This is a genomic window from Sodalis glossinidius str. 'morsitans' (assembly GCF_000010085.1).
Taxonomy (GTDB): Bacteria; Pseudomonadota; Gammaproteobacteria; order Enterobacterales; family Enterobacteriaceae; genus Sodalis; species Sodalis glossinidius.
This window is the reverse complement of record NC_007712.1, coordinates 2,846,649-2,865,149: the sequence shown is the minus strand read 5'-3', so window position 1 is coordinate 2,865,149 and position 18,501 is coordinate 2,846,649. Positions and strand designations below refer to the sequence as shown.

Here is an 18,501-nt window from a genome sequence, read left to right as displayed (position 1 = left end):
GCCAATCGTCATACATGACGGAGATGTCGATGAACGCGCGGGGAATGCTTTTGTCCGGATTGTTGCTATTAACCTGCACTGTCAGCGCGGGCGATACGGTAAAATACCACCGCGGCACCGCCGGGCTGCAGCAGGCTTTTTCTGTAACCCTTCGATTTATGGGGTGGCCAGCGGGCCGCCTGGGAAGCGGCGGTCGGCCGCGCCAACGCCAGCGAAGTGGACAGGCAGGTGGCCCGACTGACACTGGCGGCCAATGTGGCGCGCGCCTATAACGATTATGGCGAAGCCCAGGCGATGTACTACCTGGCGCAGCAGGATTTTAAAACGAACCCACATCATGCTGGGTCTGGCGCCGCGCCGGTTTACCACCGGGCTTGACAGCAAGTTTCAATATCAACAGACCAGAAAGTCTGGAAGCGGCGGCGCAGGTGATGCTGACCGCCGCGCGTCAAGACGTGACCGCCGCAGGTATCCGTCTGGCGGTGCTGCTGGGCCAGGGCCCCGACGCCGCCCGCGCTTTGCACCGGCCGCAACTGATAGCGCCGACCGCGGTAAGCCTGCCTTCGACGCTGCCGGAACCAAATCGCTGTTGGGCAACGCGTTTTTCGGCGCGCCCAGCCGCTACTTCACGATCGACCCGGCGCTGTCGTTGCCTATATTTGACGGCGGCCGCCTGCGTGCGGACCTGGCGAGCAGCAATGCCGATTACGATCTGGCGGTGGCGCAATATAACCAGTCGCTGGTCAGCGCCTTCGGCGATATTGGCGATGCCATAACCCGCCTGTCGTCGCTGGAAATCCAGTTGCAGCAGAAAACGCGCGCGCGGGACATCGCCCGTGAATCCTGGGATAACTCCATGCAGCGCTACAGCGCCGGCATTGGTAACTATCTCGATGCGCTGAGCGTGGAACAACGCTGATCCAGGCCGAACGCGATCTGGCCAGTATCAACGCCCAGCGCACCGATACGGCCATTGTGCTCATGCAGGCCCTGGGCGGCAGTTTCCAGACTCCCGCATCTCTCCCGGCCGCGCCTGTCGTGGCGCAGAATAATTAAAACAACTGAGAACTCATTACCCCGCAGGTGGCGGGCACTGTAACCACCATTGCCGAGAGTTATTATCAAATCTGGTGTATGGCGATCAGGCTACGTTCTGCTCTGCTCTGATGCTTCGTGAATCTGTTCTCCATTCTGAAATTGGACGTTGTTTACCACCAGGGTCAGCCAGGTCAAATCCTCTTAGCCGGTTCCAGCTTTTCTGAGCAGACTGGAGCAGCTTAAATACCATTGACAGGGTGGTTTCTCTCGAACCACACTTCTTTGCGCGTCTGCTTCGTAGCTTCACAGTCGCAAAAGCCGATTCAATCGGCTTTGTCGTTTTTATTGATGCCCAGTGCTCTGACGGGAAGTCGTAGAATGCCAGCAGTTCTTCTCGATCTTTCTCCAGCTTCTTCATCGCTACAGGATACTTCGCTGAAAACCTTGCTAACAAAACATAAAAAAGCACATTAGCCGTTTTGTGCACCCAACAGCGTTGGTGCTGCGTGTCCGGGAATATCTTTGCCATTGCATTCCAAAAACTAAGGGCACCGTCTCCCTTAGCCAGCTTGGGAGATACGGTTAGGCCACCTGCTTGCAGGCCATTGAGAAGTTCGGCCCAGTTTGCTTCTGATTCTCGATAAACCCTCTTCGACCGCAACCAGCTCCTGACGTCCATGCTCAGTGACGCCGATACTGACCAGTAGGCAAAGGCGATCATCTTGCCTGACATGGCTATATATGCCATCAGCCCAGAAATAAACGTAGCGCGTATCGCTTAAATCACGCAGGCACCATTGCCTGTGCACTTCAAGCCATTGCTGTTTCAGTCTGCTGATGGTACTCGCGGAGAGGCCATGGGCTTTTTCACCGAGTAGCGCCCCTATGGCTTCATGAAAATCACCGGTGGATATGCCTAGCAGATACAGCCATGGCAGCAACGCACTGTTGAAGCATATTCCGTCGCCGCTGCGATCCCTGACCTTAGGCACTTTAATTTCAACATCGCCAATACCCGTCTGTATGGTTCGCTGTGGCAAATAACCGTTACGGACGACGGCATGACGCCCATCGTCAAGACGGCGTTCAGCATGTTGTTGCAGCATGGCTTCGAGCTCAGCCTCAACGACGGCGGCTATCAGTTGTCTGGCACCATGACGGATGAGTTCATGCAAGGGATCACCGGTAATATCTGGTTCTGCGGAGACCTGTAGGGTAGACTTTTTCATGGCGTATCATCTCTCTGTTGTTGAAATCATCCACGGAATCAATTAATTGCCGCCGATGACAGCGACTACGTGAAACAGGGGCAGCTGCTGGTCCGTCTTGATCCCAGCGATACCATCGTGGCGCAGGAGAAAGCCGAAGCCAATCTGGCCCGGGTGGTGCGGCAAGTACGCGGTATGTACAGCAACGTGGACAATTACAAAGCGATGGTCGCCTCGCGTAAGGTGGAACTTCAAGGCGCCAGTGCCGATTATCAGCGGCGCGCCAATCTGGCGCGCGACGGTGCCATCTCGCAAGAGGAATTGTCCCATGCGCGCGATGCCCTGACCTCGGCGGAGACCTCGCTGACGTCGGCGCAGCAACAGTTGAATACCACCAGCGCATCCAGATGTCAAAGATGCTGCGGCCACGCTGCGTAGCGCCTATCTAAACCATGTCCGCAGTACCTTGATGGCTGTGGTACCGCTGGACGATGTCTGGATTGACGCCAACTTTAAAGAAACGCAATTACTGTCGATGCGTATTGGTCAGCCGGTGGAAATTAATGCCGATCTGTACGGCGACGACATCACCTATCGCGGCAAAGTGGAAAGTCTGGGCGTCGGTACCGGCAGCGCCTTCTCGCTGCTGCCGGCGCAAAACGCCAGCGGTAACTGGATCAAAATCGTACAGCGCCTGCCGGTGCGTACCTGACGCAGCATTATCCAGCCGTTTTAAGAGCGCTTGCCCAGAGTCCCCCTGCAAGTCCCTATTTATCAATCCGTGGTCGGAATGGTTAAAATGTTCGTTACGTTTTTGCTATCGATGATGTCGGGATAAGGCGGGTTGACCCGTAAGCGAGTCGGTTCTTTATGAAAAATCTTAATCTGATCGCCGACGCTAAATAGCAGTTCATCATGGATCAGGCTTGCTTCGGTGCCAGGGATTTCTTTGGTGAAGGTGATTTTACCTTGCGGATCGCGCACGATAATCTTCGCATAGGTTACACCTGGGAAATAATGATGCGGCGTGGTGGTAAAGACGTCGATGACCAGTTTGCCTTGAGCGTGATCAACTAATAGCATGGCGAAAAACTCGTCTGCAATGCCCAAGAAATTTATTTCTTGCGAGATGATCGGCGATGCGAATTTTTTGATAAAGGCAATTTCCGCTGCATTATCCCCCTGTTTCACTATAAGATAATCCGTTGTTGGCTGGTATTTACGATCTTTACCGGTAGGCAAACGCAGGGTGTATACACCAATCGGCAGATCTCCCAATGTCATCGTCGGGCTGTCTATACGTATTTTATAAGCATAACGCGCTTCCTCCAGCAGGATCAGGTCTTTACCATAAATCTGCGCAAAGTCATCGATGTTAAAACGCAAGCTGACATTGCCTTTCAGGCCGGTAGCTTTTAACTGAGTTGCATCAACCAGTCGGAGGGTGGAGTCCAGTTTCAATTGGTTTTTCACCGCTTCCAACTGTGGTTTATCAACTAATTGATACAGCGGATACACGGCCTTAGCGTGGCTAAACTTATTACGATCGCACTGCGGTTGCGTCACATGGCCGCCGGTAAGCTGTACAAAAGGCGTTACGTCCACTTGCTCTCCAGCTATAGCAAAACTTTCAGACAGTATATCCAGCAGTGAGTGTAAGTAAGGAGCGAAGTCTGACGTATTACAGTTTTTACGGTACTGCTGATTTAAAAACGTGAAGGCATTCTTGCCCGCTTTGTCCACCATTAACATGATAAAGTAAAGCTTGGAATGCAAATCCCACTGGTTAAGCGGCTTCTCTCTGGCGATTAGCTGAAAGATGGTCTCCTCAACTTTCGCTTTATTGCTGTAATCATATAGCCAGCCGTCTTGGTATTTACGATCACCCAGCATTACATCCTGGTAGCTGGCGGCATAAATGTTGTTCCATACCTCACCGACTGAGAAATGTTTATCCGTCATAAAGTGCCCCTGATAGCCGTGGGCAATTTCATGCAAACTACCCCAGTTGCTGGCCTGCGGTGTTAGCCAAAAACTGCTAACCGAGGCGGAAGATTCCGCTGGCCAATTACCGCCGTAATAGCCACCGTTGCTGTCATCTTTTTTGTCGGATTTCATTAAGTATCGATTGTTAATATTCCAATCCGAATCATGCTCGGCCTCAAAGGAGAGACCGGACAGCGCATTGTAGAAGGTAAAAATATCTTCATAATAGGTGATAAGAGCATCTATATTCTCAACATTTCCCGGGGTTTGCAGCGCTGGTTTGCTGATCTTCGGTACCAGGATCACCGCGTATCCTGAATCGACTAAAGCGAATTCGGCGTCCTGGGAATTCCACCGCTCGAAAAAGGCCGCTTCATTCTCGCCTTTGCGGTATACCGGCAATATTTTGGACGTCTCAGGATACTCGATTTCCACCATCGGGGCGCCATTCACATAAGGTGTTTCGATAAAAGGAACTGAGACCGCGTTGACGCTAACTTCTTCCCAGTTACGGCCGACGCTGAAGCTAGCCTCAGTTTTTCTGCCGTCGTTTAATAATAGCAGCGTCAACGTGCTACTGAAAGCCGCATCGACCTAGCGGACTCTGAGCGTCTGATTGGCGGCGAGTATAATGTCTAAATGCTGGTGATAGTGGTTAATTCCTTTACTCATACCAGCAGCATCTAACCAATCAGGTCTTGTCAGCGTATAAATCGATTTCAATTTGGTAATATTAATGCATTTTAATTTCCTAAATTGTTTCATTTTTTTGAAAATATTGAGAGATTAGCCTATCACGGATGATATGAACAATTAAGTGTGCCTGGTGATTTCTTATAAAGAAAATAGAATGGTAAATATAATAATGATTTAATTTGTAAAAAAATATAGTTATTTTATAATATTGTCAATTGCACAAATGCAGCAATATTAGATGTCTTTGCCCTCTAGAACGGGATACAAATTTAAGCGTTATGGTGGTGTTGCTATGGATTAGAAGTGAGGTAAGTTTTGGATGGACGCCACGTTTATTATCGTCATTCTTACATTTTTGGTTATTTCTGGGCCTAAAGCACTCTGTCTCTAGCAACGATATCCATTCCCTTATTCTGCTCCGTCGTGGGTGAATGATTTATCCGTTGATATAAAGTGCTGACATTGATCATGTTATCCTCTCGTTACTCCTTGGCCGTCCGATAGGTTGAGTGGGACGATACCCATTTATTGTTGGGCATTTACCATTAATGCATTCATTACACTGGAGTTGAGCTATCACTGTATCGATAAACGTGATACTACCGGGGGGATAACATTATCGGTTATCGCCGGAGGATTTAATATCAATGCCATAGGCATAAGGTTATGATTAATCTATTGTCGAGCAATTAAATACTGTGCAATTTTTACCTCAACATTTATGCTGTAGGGCCCCAAGCAGCATTACCCCGACCGATTAGGCTACTGTGGGATCGGAGTCTAATATGATGAACTATTAAATCGTAAGCTACTTAATCACTCTTCGCCTATGACAGGTAGCGTCGCCATTTCGGCGTCTTGACCAGCGAGAGTGGAGCGGGGCACAGGGACGTGCCGTCTGCGGCGGCCAGTATCAATCTGGTGGCATGGGCGTAATTGCCCTGTGCCGTCTGCGGCGCCCAACATCAACCTGAATGCAGGGGCAGATTCGCGCCACGCGGTCTGCGCTGGCCACCAACAATCTTTAAGCACGGGCGTAGCAGCAGAGTGCCTTTGACAGCGGCGCGACAGGCCATGTGGCAACGGGTGTTGATAAAGTCGGTAACAAGGCAAAATAGAGAAGGGCGAAACCGAAAGTGGTGGGTCGTGCAGGATTCGAACCTGCGACCAATTGATTAAAAGTCAACTGCTCTACCAACTGAGCTAACGACCCACTTAAAAGACGTCAGAATGGTGGGTGATGACGGGATCGAACCGCCGACCCCCTCCTTGTAAGGGAGGTGCTCTCCCGGCTGAGCTAATCACCCACTTCTTAGAGCATATTACTTCTATTTCTCACGGCGGGATAAGAACTGAATCGTGGTGGGTGATGACGGGATCGAACCGCCGACCCCCTCCTTGTAAGGGAGGTGCTCTCCCAGCTGAGCTAATCACCCCCGCTGTGTGGAGTTGCATTATAGGGAACCGCCGAAATGAGTCAACGATTTTTCCCGTGAATTTGCGTGTTCGTATTAAATTTAGCCATCCCGGGCGGTTTTGCCCCGGCCTGAGCAAAAAAACTGCCGGATGTGGACAGGCGTTGAGGATTCGCCCCCAAGTGGTAGACTATTCCCCACTTTTTATTATGGGCCGGAAGCGCCATTCCGGCTGTTCGCCCTGCGTAATGAAGGCAATGTAGCTGATGAAAATTAAAACCCGTTTCGCGCCTAGTCCCACCGGCTATTTACATGTCGGTGGCGCGCGCACCGCGCTCTATTCGTGGCTGTTCGCCCGCCATCTGGGCGGGGAGTTTTTGCTGCGCATAGAAGACACCGATCTTGAGCGCTCAACGCAGCCGGCGATTGACGCCATTATGGATGGTATGAACTGGCTCAACCTGGATTGGGACGAAGGCCCCTATTTTCAGACTAAACGTTTCGACCGCTATAACGCGGTCATTGACGATATGCTGTCCAAGGGCACCGCCTATCACTGTTATTGCTCCAAAGAGCGGTTGGAAACGTTGCGCGAAGCGCAGATGGCCCGGGGCGAAAAACCGCGCTACGACGGCCGCTGCCGTGACAGCCATGAGCATCACGCCGACGATGAACCCTGCGTGGTGCGTTTTCGCAACCCGCAGGACGGCTCGGTGGTGTTTAATGATCTGATCCGTGGGCCTATTGAGTTTAGCAATCAGGAGCTGGATGATCTCATCATCCGCCGCATCGACGGGTCTCCCACCTACAATTTCTGCGTGGTGGTCGACGATTTTGATATGGCGATAACTCACGTTATCCGCGGAGAAGACCATATCAATAACACGCCGCGCCAAATCAATATCCTCAAGGCGCTGGGCGCGCCGGTGCCGGCCTATGCCCACGTCTCGATGATCCTGGGCGATGATGGCAAAAAACTCTCCAAACGCCACGGCGCGGTAGGGGTCATGCAATACCGCGATGACGGTTTTTTGCCGGAAGCGCTGCTGAACTATTTGGTGCGACTGGGATGGTCCCACGGCGATCAAGAGATTTTCAGCGTTGACGAGATGAAACAGCTCTTTAGCTTTGAGGCGGTGAGCAAGTCCGCCAGCGCTTTCAACACCGAAAAGCTGCTGTGGCTGAATCACCATTACATTAATCATCTGCCGGCCGACTACGTCGCTACGCATCTGGTCTTGCATATCGAGCAGCAGGGAATTGATACCCGCACCGGCCCGCAGCTGGCGGCACTGGTGAAGCTGCTGGGCGAGCGCTGCAAGACGCTGAAAGAGATAGCGGCCAGCTGCCGCTACTTCTACGAGGATTTCAGCGAATTCGATGCCGACGCGGCCAAGAAGCATTTGCGCCCGGTGGCAGTTTTGGCTCTGGAGGCGGTACGCGCCAATCTGGCGGCGCTCAGTGAATGGACGCCGGCCACGGTACATGCGGCTATTGAGCAAACGGCCGAGGCGCTACAGGTCGGCATGGGTAAGGTCGGTATGCCGCTGCGCGTTGCGGTTACCGGCACCGGCCAGTCTCCCGCCCTTGACGTCACCGTGCATGCCATAGGCCAGTCGCGCTGTCTGGCGCGAATCGTTAAGGCGTTGGACTTTATCGCCTGCCGGACGCAGGAAAGCGCCGGTTAGCCCTGATTTGCCGGCTTTTTCAGCGTTTAACCCATTTGGTGAATTTAACCGTTGACAGAGCTTGTTGGAATTCATATCATGCGCCCCATCCACCAGAGACGACATCCGTATACGGGGCTATAGCTCAGCTGGGAGAGCGCTTGCATGGCATGCAAGAGGTCAGCGGTTCGATCCCGCTTAGCTCCACCAATAAAAAAACCGGCCCTAGCCGGTTTTTTCACGTCTGGACATCGGATGTCAATGACTGCCTGCCTGATCCGACCCCGGCCGTCAGGCCGGGGAGAAGGAGGGCGCAGCGTTAGATAACCAGGCCGGTGATGGCGGCGGACAACACGCTGACCAGCGTGGAGCCATAAACCAGTTTCAGGCCGTAGCGGGAGACAACGTTGCCCTGATGCTCGTTCAGGCCTTTAATGGCACCCGCGACAATGCCGATGGAAGAAAAGTTGGCAAACGAAACCAAAAATACCGACAGAATGCCCACCGAGCGCGGCGATAACTCACCGGCGACTTTCTGCAAATCGATCATAGCGACGAATTCATTCGACACCAGTTTGGTGGCCATAATGCTGCCCACCTGTAGCGCTTCGTGCGCTGGCACGCCCATCACCCAGGCGAAGGGAAAGAAAATATAGCCAAGGATGTCCTGGAAGCTGATACCGAATATCAGGCTAAACAGCGCGTTTACGGCGGCAATCAGCGCAATGAAGCCGATAAGCATCGCCGCGACAATAATCGCTACCTTGAAACCGGCGAGAATATATTCTCCCAGCATCTCAAAGAAGCTTTGCCCTTCGTGTAAAGTACTCATCTGCAGGTCTTCTTCTTTTTCGACCCGATAGGGGTTAAGCAAAGACAGAACGATAAACGTACTGAACATATTCAGCACCAGTGCCGCCACGACATATTTCGGCGCCAGCATGGTCATATAGGCGCCAACAATGGACATGGACACTGTCGACATCGCCGTGGCGGCCATAGTGTACATGCGGCGCTCGGATATTTTGCCAAGGATATCCTTATAGGCGATAAAGTTTTCCGACTGACCTAGGATCAGTGAACTGATGGCATTGAACGATTCCAGTTTGCCCATACCGTTAATCTTGGATAACACGGTGCCAATGATGCGAATAACGAAGGGCAGCACGCGGATGTGCTGTAGAATGCCGATTAGCGCTGAGATGAACACAATCGGGCACAACACATTCAGGAAAAAGAACGCCAGCCCTTTTTTATTCATATTGCCGAACACGAAACCGGTGCCTTCAGCGGCAAAACCCAGCAATTTATCAAACAGGGCGGAGAAACCTTGCACGAAACCCAGGCCTATCTGGGAATTGAGGAAGAAATAAGCGAGCAGGATTTCAATTGCTAACAGCTGAATAATGAAACGGACGCGAACGCTTTTACGATCGCGACTCACCAACATTGCCAGGATCGCCACCACGGCGAGCGCCAGGACAAAGTGTAAAATGCGTGACATAGTTGCTCCAAAAATGAGGCAGACAGAATTCGCCGCTCATTCTATGTAACGGGGCAGCTAAAAACGAGTTATAAGTTGCAAATATAGCAAAATTCTCTTTCTCCTTCGTGGGAACATCCCTGACGTCGGGAGATTTTAGCTCTGATGTTAATAATACGGGTAAAAAGGCTAAGTTTTATGCTAGGCTAAAACTTAGCCTGTGCTATATTTTTGGTCGTTAAGGTGAAAGGTAGTGCGTTCGGGCCGCCCATCGTGTGACGGATTGTGCATTCACGGTTGCTATCGAAGAGATAAGTAGAATCGCTTTGAATGCATTTGATAATCATTATCATTTTTATGATATTTCATGAACATGTGAGTTGATAAGGGTTATTGCTATGGTGGACAGCAGTACTGCGGATAATGCCAACCGTGCCGCGAGAAAAGTGAAGCTTTCCTTACTCGGACCCGCTTTCATCGCCGCGATTGGCTATATCGATCCCGGTAACTTTGCCACCAATATTCAAGCGGGAGCCAGTTTTGGCTATCGGCTGCTGTGGGTGGTGGTGTGGGCCAATATCATGGCGATGCTGATTCAGCTTCTGTCCGCCAAATTGGGCATTGCCACCGGCAAGAACCTGGACGAGCACATTCGCGATCGTTTTCCCCGTCCCGCGGTGTGGGCCTATTGGGTGCAGGCCGAAATTATCGCAATGGCGACCGACCTGGCGGAATTTATCGGCGCCGCTATCGGCTTTAAAATGCTGCTCGGGGTGTCGTTGTTGCAGGGCGCCATCATTACCGGTATCGTTACCTTCCTGATATTAATGTTGCAAAATCGCGGCCAAAAACCGCTGGAAGTGGTGATAGGCGGCCTGCTGTTATTTGTCGCCGCCGCCTATATCGCCGAGCTGTTTTATTCCCGCCCGGTGATAAAGGAATTAGGCGCCGGCGTGCTGGGCGCCACCATCATGCCGCACATCATCTATCTTCACTCCTCGCTGACCCAGAACGGTAGGGAGCTGTGCCGAACGTTATTCCTCCACTAAAACTGGAGTGGCTATCGCGATGACCATCGCCGGCTTCGTCAATATTGGCGATGATGGCGGCGGCATTTCATTTCAGCGGTCATACCGGCATTGCCGATCTGGATGAGGCCTACCTGACATTGGAGCCGTTGCTCAACCATACCACCGCCACGTTGTTCGGCTTAAGTCTGGTTGCGGCGGGGTTGTCCTCCACGGTCGTGGGCACCATGGCCGGGCAGGTGGTTATGCTGGGGCTTGATCCGACGCGTATCCTGGTGATGAGCCAGGTGTTGCTCAGCTTCGGCATCGCGCTGGCGCCGCTATTGGTGTTCACCGGCAATCGCCAATTGATGAACGAATTGGTCAACTCGCCCGTGATTAAGGCGCTGGGCTGGCTGATTGTGGCGGTGGTGGTCACGCTGAATATCTACTTGCTGATCGGCACCGCCATAGGACATTAAATTCCGGCCAGGATGGCGTCGATGTCGGCGAGCTCCCGCTCGCTGAATTGCCGGTTGGCCAGCATGGCGACCGCATCATCAATCTGCGCGGTTTTGCTGGCGCCGATCAGCACTGACGTTACGCGATCGCCGCGCAATACCCACGCCAACGCCATTTGCACCAGTTTTTGCCCGCGCGCGACGGCAATCGCGTTCAGACGACGGACTTTCGCCATTTTTTCCTCGGTCAATTGCGCCCCGGAGAGAAATTGGCTCTGGCTGGCGGCACGCGAGTCTTCTGGAATCCCGTTAAGATAGCGATCGGTCAGAACACCGCCTGCCAGCGGCGTGTCCGGAACCGGCCTGTGATGATAGAAAATATCCACATAATCCAGACCTAAACGTTTCAAGCTCTGATTCAGGCTGGCCACCAGGTATTTTTTTGATCCCCAATCGCCATAGGGCCCCTGCCACATGGTATAGCCCGCCTTGGTGGAAATAATCAATTCGTCTCGATAAGGCGTAAAGTCTTCGCGCAGCAGCCGGCCAAAATTTTCCTCCGCCGAGCCCGGGGGTGGACCATAATTATTGGCAAGATTCCGGTGTATTTGATTCGCTATGAGCAGCCTGGACTGCTTGGCGCCAGCGCTCATATCCGTCAACTGATGGGCTATAAGCTCTAACCGCCCGCCGTCCTTAACCTGCCGCAGGACGTCGTTCCGCGCTGCGTCAGGGCCGGCAGTCGCCAAGCGTGTGCCGCGTCTGTAACAGGCGCGTCAACTGACAAATACCTTACCCGTATATCTTTACAGTCCCATCATGAGGTGAAAGGCTTTCACCTTACCGCGGCTGACCGGCACCTCAAAGTCTACATCGTTGAGGCGTAACAGGTAGGTGTTATTAAACCAGGGCACAATTTCGCGGATCTTCTCCCTGTTGACGACATAAGAGCGGTGCAGCGGAAAAAGACTTCTTCCGGCAAACGATCGCAAAATTCGGTGATTTCCATCGGCATGGTAAATACCTCTCGGCGTGTATAGACCCGCGTCACCTTTTCCTGAGCGACCGCATAATAAAGATTATCGATGTCGGTGACGATGATGCGCTCATCCTTCATCAAATTGACGGTATGGCTGGTGCGGGAACCGTGGGTATTAAGAGTTGCCGCCGTCAGGCGCCCGTTGGCCTCAAGCTTATGCAGCATGGTGACAATACGCTGTTCGTGGTAGGGCTCAAGAATATAGTCGAACGCTTCCAGCTCAAACGCCGCCACCGCATGCTCCTTATAAGCGGTAATGAAAATGAGCCGGCCTGCGCACCAATTTGCTGATGCTCTGGGCCAATAAAACTCCGTCCAGCGACGGGATATTGATATCCAGGAACACCACATCCACCTCATGATTTTGCAAATAGCGCAGCACATCCAGCCCATCGTCAAATGTGGCGACGATGTCCAGGCGGCTGTGTTTTTCCACTAAACAGCGCAACTCTTCCAGAGCCAGAAACTCGTCTTCAACAATAATGGCTTTCATTCTGTCTCGCTTATCAACCGCGTCAATATTACCTCCGTCAAGCGGCCTGTTTGCAGCCGCCGGGGGGCAAGTAAAACCAAATTTCCGTGCCGGGCTCCCGGCGACGAATGTGTAAAACTTCTCCGTACAACAACGCGACCCGCTGGTGCACATTCAATAACCCGATGCGCCGCGACGGCTGTTCGTTGCGCTGCACTTGTTCAATCACCGACTCGCTGATGCCGCTGCCGGAAATGCGGATTGATTTTACTTTGCAGCGTGCGCAGCTCGGCGCGGTCGGCCATTTCCCTCAGTTGCTCAATGCGCGATACCTCGATTTGGGTTGAGATGATTTGTGAAAGCCTAACCGCCATCACCTTTAGCGAATTGGTAATTTGGTGGGCGTGGCAATAGTAGATTTTCAGCGAGCCGGTGACGACGCTTTTCTCCCACAACGGGATGATGATTAGCGAGTGTATTTGCGGCGTACGATCCGCTTCGTCATTTTTTTTGATCGTAATTTTGCCGCTGGCAATCGTTTCGCGGGTCATCGCGCTGATAATTTCATGGCCAATATTGTAGCGTTCAGCGCCCACGCCGACATAGGCCAGGATATGGTGCTGATTAGTGATGGCGACCGCGTCCGCCTTGATATCGGTACGTATGATATCGCAAACGGTGGTCAAGGATTCGCTATTGATATGACGAAAGTAGGGCAGGGTTTTATTGGCTATGTCCAGCGCCAGCGCCAGTTTCGCCTGACGCGCGGCAATGACTTCTTTTTCATTTTCGACACCCTGTACCAGAAGAACAATCAGACCAATGCTGACGGCGCCCAGAATCATCGGCAAGGCTATCTTGGCGACAATATCCAGTCCCAGCGGCGTAGGTTTGGCCCAGACTACCACGATCAACATAGTGAGGGATTCGCACAGCATGCCGCCCAGGATCCCCAGGCTCCAGCGGCGTTCTTTCTTGATCCGCAGATGAATATATCCGGAGACCACGCCCGCTACCACGCTACTTATCAGACAGGGCACCGACCGGACCGTGGATATCGATGACGAAGCGATGCAGACCGGCGACTGCGCCGGTAATGATACCGACCCAGGGGCCAAAAAGGATGCCACCGGACATGACCGCAATAATGCGGACGTTGATGAGCGATCCTTCCACATTGATACCGGAATAATTACTGAAAATTGCAAACAGACAGAAAAAAGAGGGCCGGTCTACCGGCGAAGAAAGCGTTCAGTCATCACCCCGTGGTTACGGGGTGAAACTCGCGGAATGGCGCAACGCCGTGCCGCGAGCTTGCTGCTTATTACAGTAACAAAAAAATGTACCTACCTACAAGCACAGCATGAACGAAATGCCCATCATAAAATATTTCACTGTACCAATTCCTTACTATTACCACGCAAGCCTTGAGCTTGCAGTGGCAGAGGATTGAAGGGAGGTCATCGACAGCGGCCCGCCGGCGCATCCTGATCCGGTATCGCGCTTGGGGACACGTAATAGGATCGGCGTATAATGTACTCCCGAGTCCAGGCAAAATTCAATAGATTCAGACGGCTGCAGCCTGCAAATCGTAAAAAACGATATTCGCGCGCTGCGCTAAGTAATTATGCTGCCAGGGGCGCTACCGCCGTTATTTCCTGTCAGCCCGAAGGCGGGGTTCCTCACCCGGCATGAAGTCGGGTTTCACACCCAGCGTTGAGGGGTGAAGTATTTTAGCCCGGCAATGCCGGCGATGAGCAGGTACAGGCTGATAATGCGTCCGGCCGTGACCGCTTCGCCCAATACACTCATGCCGACCAGTGCGGCGCCGATACTGCTCCAGATAGCGTAAGCAGTTCCCGCCGGCAGGGTTTTCATGGACCAGGAGAGCAGCAAAAAGCTGAGGCTCAGAGCACCAAGGACCAGCAGGCTTGGGAGGGGGCGGGTAAAACCGTGGGTATATTTCAAGCCGATGGCCCAGATGACTTCAAACAGGCCGGCGACGAAGAGAATGAACCACTGCATAGGACGTTTTCCGTATTGGTCGGGTCGTCCCGCAGAATAAGGCTGGCGGCCAGGTCGTCTTGAGTACTATGATAACGCTTGCAGAGTAGCACAACGCCGTCTTGGACAGCAACTTCGCACTGATGCGGCCTGTCCGGCCGCGGCCGATAGCCTTCAGGCGACAAGGACCAGCGGGAGATCCACTGCATAGCCGGGTGTTAGCGAGTGCGTCCCGGTCGGTAGGGTTTATACGAGGAAAAGCAGACCAGGAGTTTACTCAAACTGGGAGCGAAAGGGTAAGAGGAAAACGGTAAATTAAAAAGCCGATTTCGCACTGATGCAAAACCGGCTGGGTGGACACACTGTGTGCCGCAACGCACTATCGGTAAAAGCGGATCAACCGTACCGCGAATTCAATGCCCAAGATGAGGCGGACACGCCTGGGCGGAATCGTGTGAGTCGGTCACCGCAATTTTTTCATGGTTTTTACCAACAGAAGTTGCCCCCTTCTTTGAGTGATTTTTTTTGGAAAGTAATTGCTTAATCCAACATTATGACAATATTCAATAAGCCCATTGACTGAATTGACTCCAATCTTTTCGTAAATTCTGAGTAGCCTGTTCTCAACGGTGCGAGGAGAAATGCTTAATCTTTATGTGACTCCTTAGCCGAAAGTTTTTGTATTGCGTAAAATGTTATCTCTAATTCTCTATCGGTAAAAATATCTACGGGGGATTCATGGTTATTGTAGTGGGAAGAAGGCCATTGAAGAAATCAAATATAGAGTTGAATTGAAGATACTTATTGTAATGTATGCTCCCTAATACATTACCCTATTTATCATATATAGGGAATTTTGCACAACAACAGGGTTGAAGAATAGAATTTTTTCCGAAATTGGAAATGGCGATGATTTCGGCGCCTTCTGGGCTTGACTCTGCTTTTCTATCATGAGCCTGTAGTTCATCTACTAAAGATGCCCAGGGGCAGGGAAATTCATCGTCACTGCGACCCTCAAAATCAAATCCTTTTGGTATATTCAAAAACTCACAGCATGCATTATTTAAATAAATAATTTGTGATTATGAGTTCTTTATACCCCAAGGGATTTGAGATCTCTCCATCATAGCCATATTTCTAAGCGACTCAATAGTCAATCTACTAGGTGATTCAGGGGCGTTTTCGTCCATAACATACTCTCCATTAAATACTTCGTTCGTTATCGACCAAAAATTACCCTTACATAGCTATGCAAATTGGTAAAGAGTATCGTCCCTTATTTATACATGACGTCGGAATTAAATTATCATGATTAAATTAGGATGAGGGGTATTAAAGCATGCAATCACCGAATGATTGGCGGCGCACAAGGGCGGCAGGGTAAGCTGTCCTGTCGCACATTGCCAGCTGGACGGAACCGGCAAGGCTAACTTAGCCGTGTGGGAGAAAGCAAAAGTGATGATAGTTAGTGCACATGTGTCGTTATAGTCTATTGATATCAGCGGCAAATAACGGCAATTATTTTAGGCATTAGCGAAATCCAACGCGTGGTGTCATCTCTTTAGTACTTTATTGCGGTCGCCATGAGCGCGCGGTTGGTCGAGTCAGACGAATTGAAAGCCCTGCTCATTGAGAATTTTGCTCCTTTGCTGGTTTAGCTGTGTCAGTTGTTCTGCCTTTGCACTCCTGTGTCTGATGACGCCAATGAGGGTATTGCACGGCGAGGTGTCTTTTATCACTGGCTTAAGGATATTACATTAACCGGGATCGGAAATAGGCTGCAAAAGCTACCGCCACTCTCCGGGGAGATGGTCAGTTGTACAGGCTTAGGTTAGAAAAGTGGGGGAGAATCAGATGAGGATAAAGGTGGTTCGACAGACATCATACTCATCGATATAAAGACTTTAAAATCTGATGGTTGACTAAGTGAGGATAATTGAGATACCCCCAAAAGATTTTTCAAGACGCGCTGCGGGACTTGATGAGCATTTCGTTTTTCCAGTGCGTGTACTCGGAATACTTTCATCTAGAAGATCAGCCAAGCTTAATTGGTTTTGGTAAATGTCCATGCGATATCATGCGGTAAAACCACTGTTCTGTCATCCCCTAATCACTGATTATAAATTTCATATCGATGAATGAATTAGATCGTAAGTTATCAGGTTCAATCTTCATTTTTACCTCTCTTGACCTGCTCCCTGTTGATTAACACACCGCGATGTTAGTAATGTCTTCATCAGAAACGTGAGGGCATCCCCATAAAGAAGCGTTTTTCTGACGAACAGATCATTAGTATCCTCCGCGAGGCCGAAGCCGGGGTTTCTGCCCGGGAACTCTGCCGCAAGCATGGTATTTCAGACGCCATCTTCTACACCTGGCGCAAGAAGTTTGGCGGCAGGGAAGTACCTGAAGTGAAGCGGCTTAAGTCACTTGAAGAGGAGAACGCACGCCTCAAGAAGCTGCTTGCCGAAGCCATGTTGGATTAAGGAGGTGCTTCAGGTGGCTCTGGGCCGAAAGTTCTGACGACAGACCAGAAGCGGTAAGCCGTGGAAGTCATGTGTGAGGCAACGGGCCTGTCGCAACGTCGTGCCTGCAGGCTGGTAGGTTTGTCCCTGTCTACCTGCCGTTATGCGGCTCAGCGTCCGGCTGCTGATGCTCAGTTATTTGTACGCATCACTGAGCTGGTGCTTTGGTTACCGGCGTATCTTCTGGCAGCTTCTGCGGCGTGAAGGCCCATGCGTTAATTACAAGCGGGTTTACAGCATGTATCATCTTAATAGCTTGAGCGTAAAACGCAGACGGCGACGTAAAGGGCTGGCGACTGAGCGGCTTCCGCTTCTACGCCCGGATGCGCCGAACCTGACCTGGTCGATGGATTTTGTCATGGATGCACTCGCCAGCGGTCGCCAGATCAAGTGCCTGACCTGAGTGGATGATTTCACCAAGGCGTGCCTGACGATCACCGCCGCATTCGGGGATTTCAGGCGTTCAGGCCAAGCGTATTCTGGACAGCATTGCACTATTCAAGATAATCCCACCCGTAATACGAATTTAGTGGAACTAATAAAGGGAGGGAGAGAAATCTCGCATTTTCTCGTCCTGGAGGGCTTGATACAAATCTACCATCGACAAAATATTCTGGTGTTTTGATAAAATGTACAGTACGTATTCTGTTATCGTAATAAGATAATACTCTAGGGTCTAAACGCTCGTTGCCATCGAAGCGATCCATGGACTCAGTATTCATAGTTACTTCTTTAATTGCATCAGGTAAAGAAGCTGACTCCTTTAATCTATATCTGTCACCATCTACTATTTCAAAACAATTTTCTATCACGGTATGGTCATTTCTTTCCCAATTCAATTTCGTAAGAAAATTCAGAGGACTGAGATTAGGTAAACTTTTCAATCCCAGATTGCTTAAATCCAGCTTGTTCTTTTCTTCTATTATACAATCCAGTATTTGCTTCACGGCAAGGTTTCGGTTCTCTCCCTTTGCCAAACCACCTTCAGGAAACTCTTGGCTTTGTTGAATAAACAGATTTTATGCTGCCGCTCCAGTGCAACTGCTAATCCTAGCAACGTAAAATCATGCAGTTAGGCCGCGTAAAAAAACGGCACATCTAAGGTGAGAAGCATTTTCCGCCAAAACGAGTATAGCAAAACAGCATGATTCCCTATTATTCAACAAAGCCTATCTGAATAGTAAACTTTTGCGAATTAACGATATCAGATGTGGAAATGCGCCGCCAGACGCTATCTGGCACTTAATCCCAAGGCTACGCTCCGGCGTGGCCTTTTTTTGGCTGGAATTTACAGAAGGAGCGAACATGCTATCCGCTATCTGCGCAAATTCGTCCATCGCACCCGCCATTCGCCCCTTACCCGGTCGCACTGCGCCGAACCCATTGATGGGGAGATTGGTTAGCGTCAAAAACAGGCCTGTGTACTTTGATAGCAGACCCTCGGCATGGACATTCATCAAGCGCACATTGGCCTCATTGCTTAGTAAGGTAGTGCGTGTT

At 51.0% G+C, this 18,501-nt stretch carries 9 protein-coding genes, 4 tRNA genes and 6 pseudogenes; 7 read left to right on the top strand and 12 right to left on the bottom strand.

Features of this window, described 5'->3' with window-relative positions; genetic code table 11:
* Window positions 1-216 precede the first annotated feature (216 nt).
* The gene (locus SGP1_RS32025) at window positions 217-378 is read left to right on the top strand and encodes a hypothetical protein (RefSeq protein WP_243466045.1); all 162 of its coding nucleotides are present in this window, start codon (window positions 217-219) and stop codon (window positions 376-378) included.
* A 211-nt stretch (window positions 379-589) separates the two neighbouring features.
* The gene (locus tag SGP1_RS32020) at window positions 590-919 is read left to right on the top strand and encodes a TolC family protein (protein WP_198408729.1); all 330 of its coding nucleotides are present in this window, start codon (window positions 590-592) and stop codon (window positions 917-919) included.
* 227 nt (window positions 920-1,146) lie between these two features.
* Here SGP1_RS32020 and SGP1_RS15225 read toward each other — a convergent pair.
* Window positions 1,147-2,267 (bottom strand): annotated as a pseudogene (locus SGP1_RS15225) (IS256 family transposase).
* Between the two features lie 45 nt (window positions 2,268-2,312).
* Between SGP1_RS15225 and SGP1_RS27860 the strand changes: the two are divergent.
* Window positions 2,313-2,952 (top strand): annotated as a pseudogene (locus SGP1_RS27860) (HlyD family efflux transporter periplasmic adaptor subunit); the annotation flags it as partial.
* Between the two features lie 68 nt (window positions 2,953-3,020).
* Here SGP1_RS27860 and SGP1_RS15215 read toward each other — a convergent pair.
* The 4 genes from SGP1_RS15215 to SGP1_RS15200 all read right to left on the bottom strand — a co-directional run bounded on the left by SGP1_RS15215 (window position 3,021) and on the right by SGP1_RS15200 (window position 6,364).
* Window positions 3,021-4,802 carry a putative mucin/carbohydrate-binding domain-containing protein gene (locus tag SGP1_RS15215; RefSeq protein ID WP_041867068.1) on the bottom strand — a complete coding sequence of 594 codons (1,782 nt, stop codon included), beginning with the start codon at window positions 4,800-4,802 and terminating at the stop codon, window positions 3,021-3,023.
* 1,263 nt (window positions 4,803-6,065) lie between these two features.
* Window positions 6,066-6,141, bottom strand: a tRNA-Lys gene (locus SGP1_RS15210).
* An 18-nt stretch (window positions 6,142-6,159) separates the two neighbouring features.
* A tRNA-Val gene (locus tag SGP1_RS15205) sits at window positions 6,160-6,235 on the bottom strand.
* 53 nt (window positions 6,236-6,288) lie between these two features.
* Window positions 6,289-6,364 (bottom strand) — tRNA-Val (locus SGP1_RS15200).
* Window positions 6,365-6,609: 245 nt separating this feature from the next.
* Between SGP1_RS15200 and gltX the strand changes: the two genes are divergently transcribed.
* Both gltX and SGP1_RS15190 read left to right on the top strand, forming a co-directional pair.
* A complete protein-coding gene (gltX, locus tag SGP1_RS15195) occupies window positions 6,610-8,031 on the top strand; it encodes a glutamate--tRNA ligase (protein ID WP_011411501.1) in 1,422 nt (473 codons plus the stop codon).
* Window positions 8,032-8,144: 113 nt separating this feature from the next.
* A tRNA-Ala gene (locus tag SGP1_RS15190) sits at window positions 8,145-8,220 on the top strand.
* Window positions 8,221-8,329: 109 nt separating this feature from the next.
* Here SGP1_RS15190 and SGP1_RS15185 read toward each other — a convergent pair.
* Window positions 8,330-9,514 carry a NupC/NupG family nucleoside CNT transporter gene (locus tag SGP1_RS15185; RefSeq protein WP_011411500.1) on the bottom strand — a complete coding sequence of 395 codons (1,185 nt, stop codon included), beginning with the start codon at window positions 9,512-9,514 and terminating at the stop codon, window positions 8,330-8,332.
* 377 nt (window positions 9,515-9,891) lie between these two features.
* On the opposite strand from SGP1_RS15185, the pseudogene SGP1_RS15180 reads away from it, so the two are divergent.
* A pseudogene (locus SGP1_RS15180) lies at window positions 9,892-10,982 on the top strand (Nramp family divalent metal transporter).
* Here the strand turns inward: SGP1_RS15180 and SGP1_RS15175 are convergent.
* The 5 genes and pseudogenes from SGP1_RS15175 to SGP1_RS15160 form a co-directional block, all read right to left on the bottom strand.
* A complete protein-coding gene (locus tag SGP1_RS15175) occupies window positions 10,979-11,710 on the bottom strand; it encodes an aldo/keto reductase (RefSeq protein WP_011411498.1) in 732 nt (243 codons plus the stop codon). The pseudogene SGP1_RS15180 and the gene SGP1_RS15175 sit on opposite strands and share 4 nt — an antisense overlap.
* Window positions 11,711-11,767: 57 nt before the next feature.
* Window positions 11,768-12,078, bottom strand: a pseudogene (locus SGP1_RS36625) (LytTR family DNA-binding domain-containing protein).
* A 166-nt stretch (window positions 12,079-12,244) separates the two neighbouring features.
* A complete protein-coding gene (locus tag SGP1_RS36620) occupies window positions 12,245-12,493 on the bottom strand; it encodes a response regulator (protein ID WP_424141117.1) in 249 nt (82 codons plus the stop codon).
* Between the two features lie 37 nt (window positions 12,494-12,530).
* Window positions 12,531-13,696, bottom strand: a pseudogene (locus tag SGP1_RS25780) (LytS/YhcK type 5TM receptor domain-containing protein); the annotation flags it as partial.
* Between the two features lie 480 nt (window positions 13,697-14,176).
* The gene (locus SGP1_RS15160) at window positions 14,177-14,497 is read right to left on the bottom strand and encodes an SMR family transporter (protein WP_011411497.1); all 321 of its coding nucleotides are present in this window, start codon (window positions 14,495-14,497) and stop codon (window positions 14,177-14,179) included.
* 2,237 nt (window positions 14,498-16,734) lie between these two features.
* Here SGP1_RS15160 and SGP1_RS29980 point away from each other — a divergent pair.
* A pseudogene (locus SGP1_RS29980) lies at window positions 16,735-17,525 on the top strand (transposase); the annotation flags it as partial.
* On the opposite strand, the gene SGP1_RS29975 reads toward SGP1_RS29980, so the two are convergent.
* Window positions 17,496-17,978 (bottom strand): hypothetical protein, encoded by a 483-nt coding sequence (locus tag SGP1_RS29975; RefSeq protein ID WP_158302411.1) that lies wholly within the window; start codon window positions 17,976-17,978, stop codon window positions 17,496-17,498. The pseudogene SGP1_RS29980 and the gene SGP1_RS29975 overlap by 30 nt on opposite strands.
* Window positions 17,979-18,501: the final 523 nt, after the last annotated feature.

What these genes read in the sequence shown, in the direction of transcription:
- gltX (WP_011411501.1), top strand. Translation starts at nt 6,610, where the DNA reads ATGAAAATTAAAACCCGTTTCGCGCCTAGTCCCACCGGCTATTTACAT.
- SGP1_RS15185 (WP_011411500.1), bottom strand. Translation starts at nt 9,514, where the DNA reads ATGTCACGCATTTTACACTTTGTCCTGGCGCTCGCCGTGGTGGCGATC.
- SGP1_RS36620 (WP_424141117.1), bottom strand. Translation starts at nt 12,493, where the DNA reads ATGAAAGCCATTATTGTTGAAGACGAGTTTCTGGCTCTGGAAGAGTTG.
- SGP1_RS15160 (WP_011411497.1), bottom strand. Translation starts at nt 14,497, where the DNA reads ATGCAGTGGTTCATTCTCTTCGTCGCCGGCCTGTTTGAAGTCATCTGG.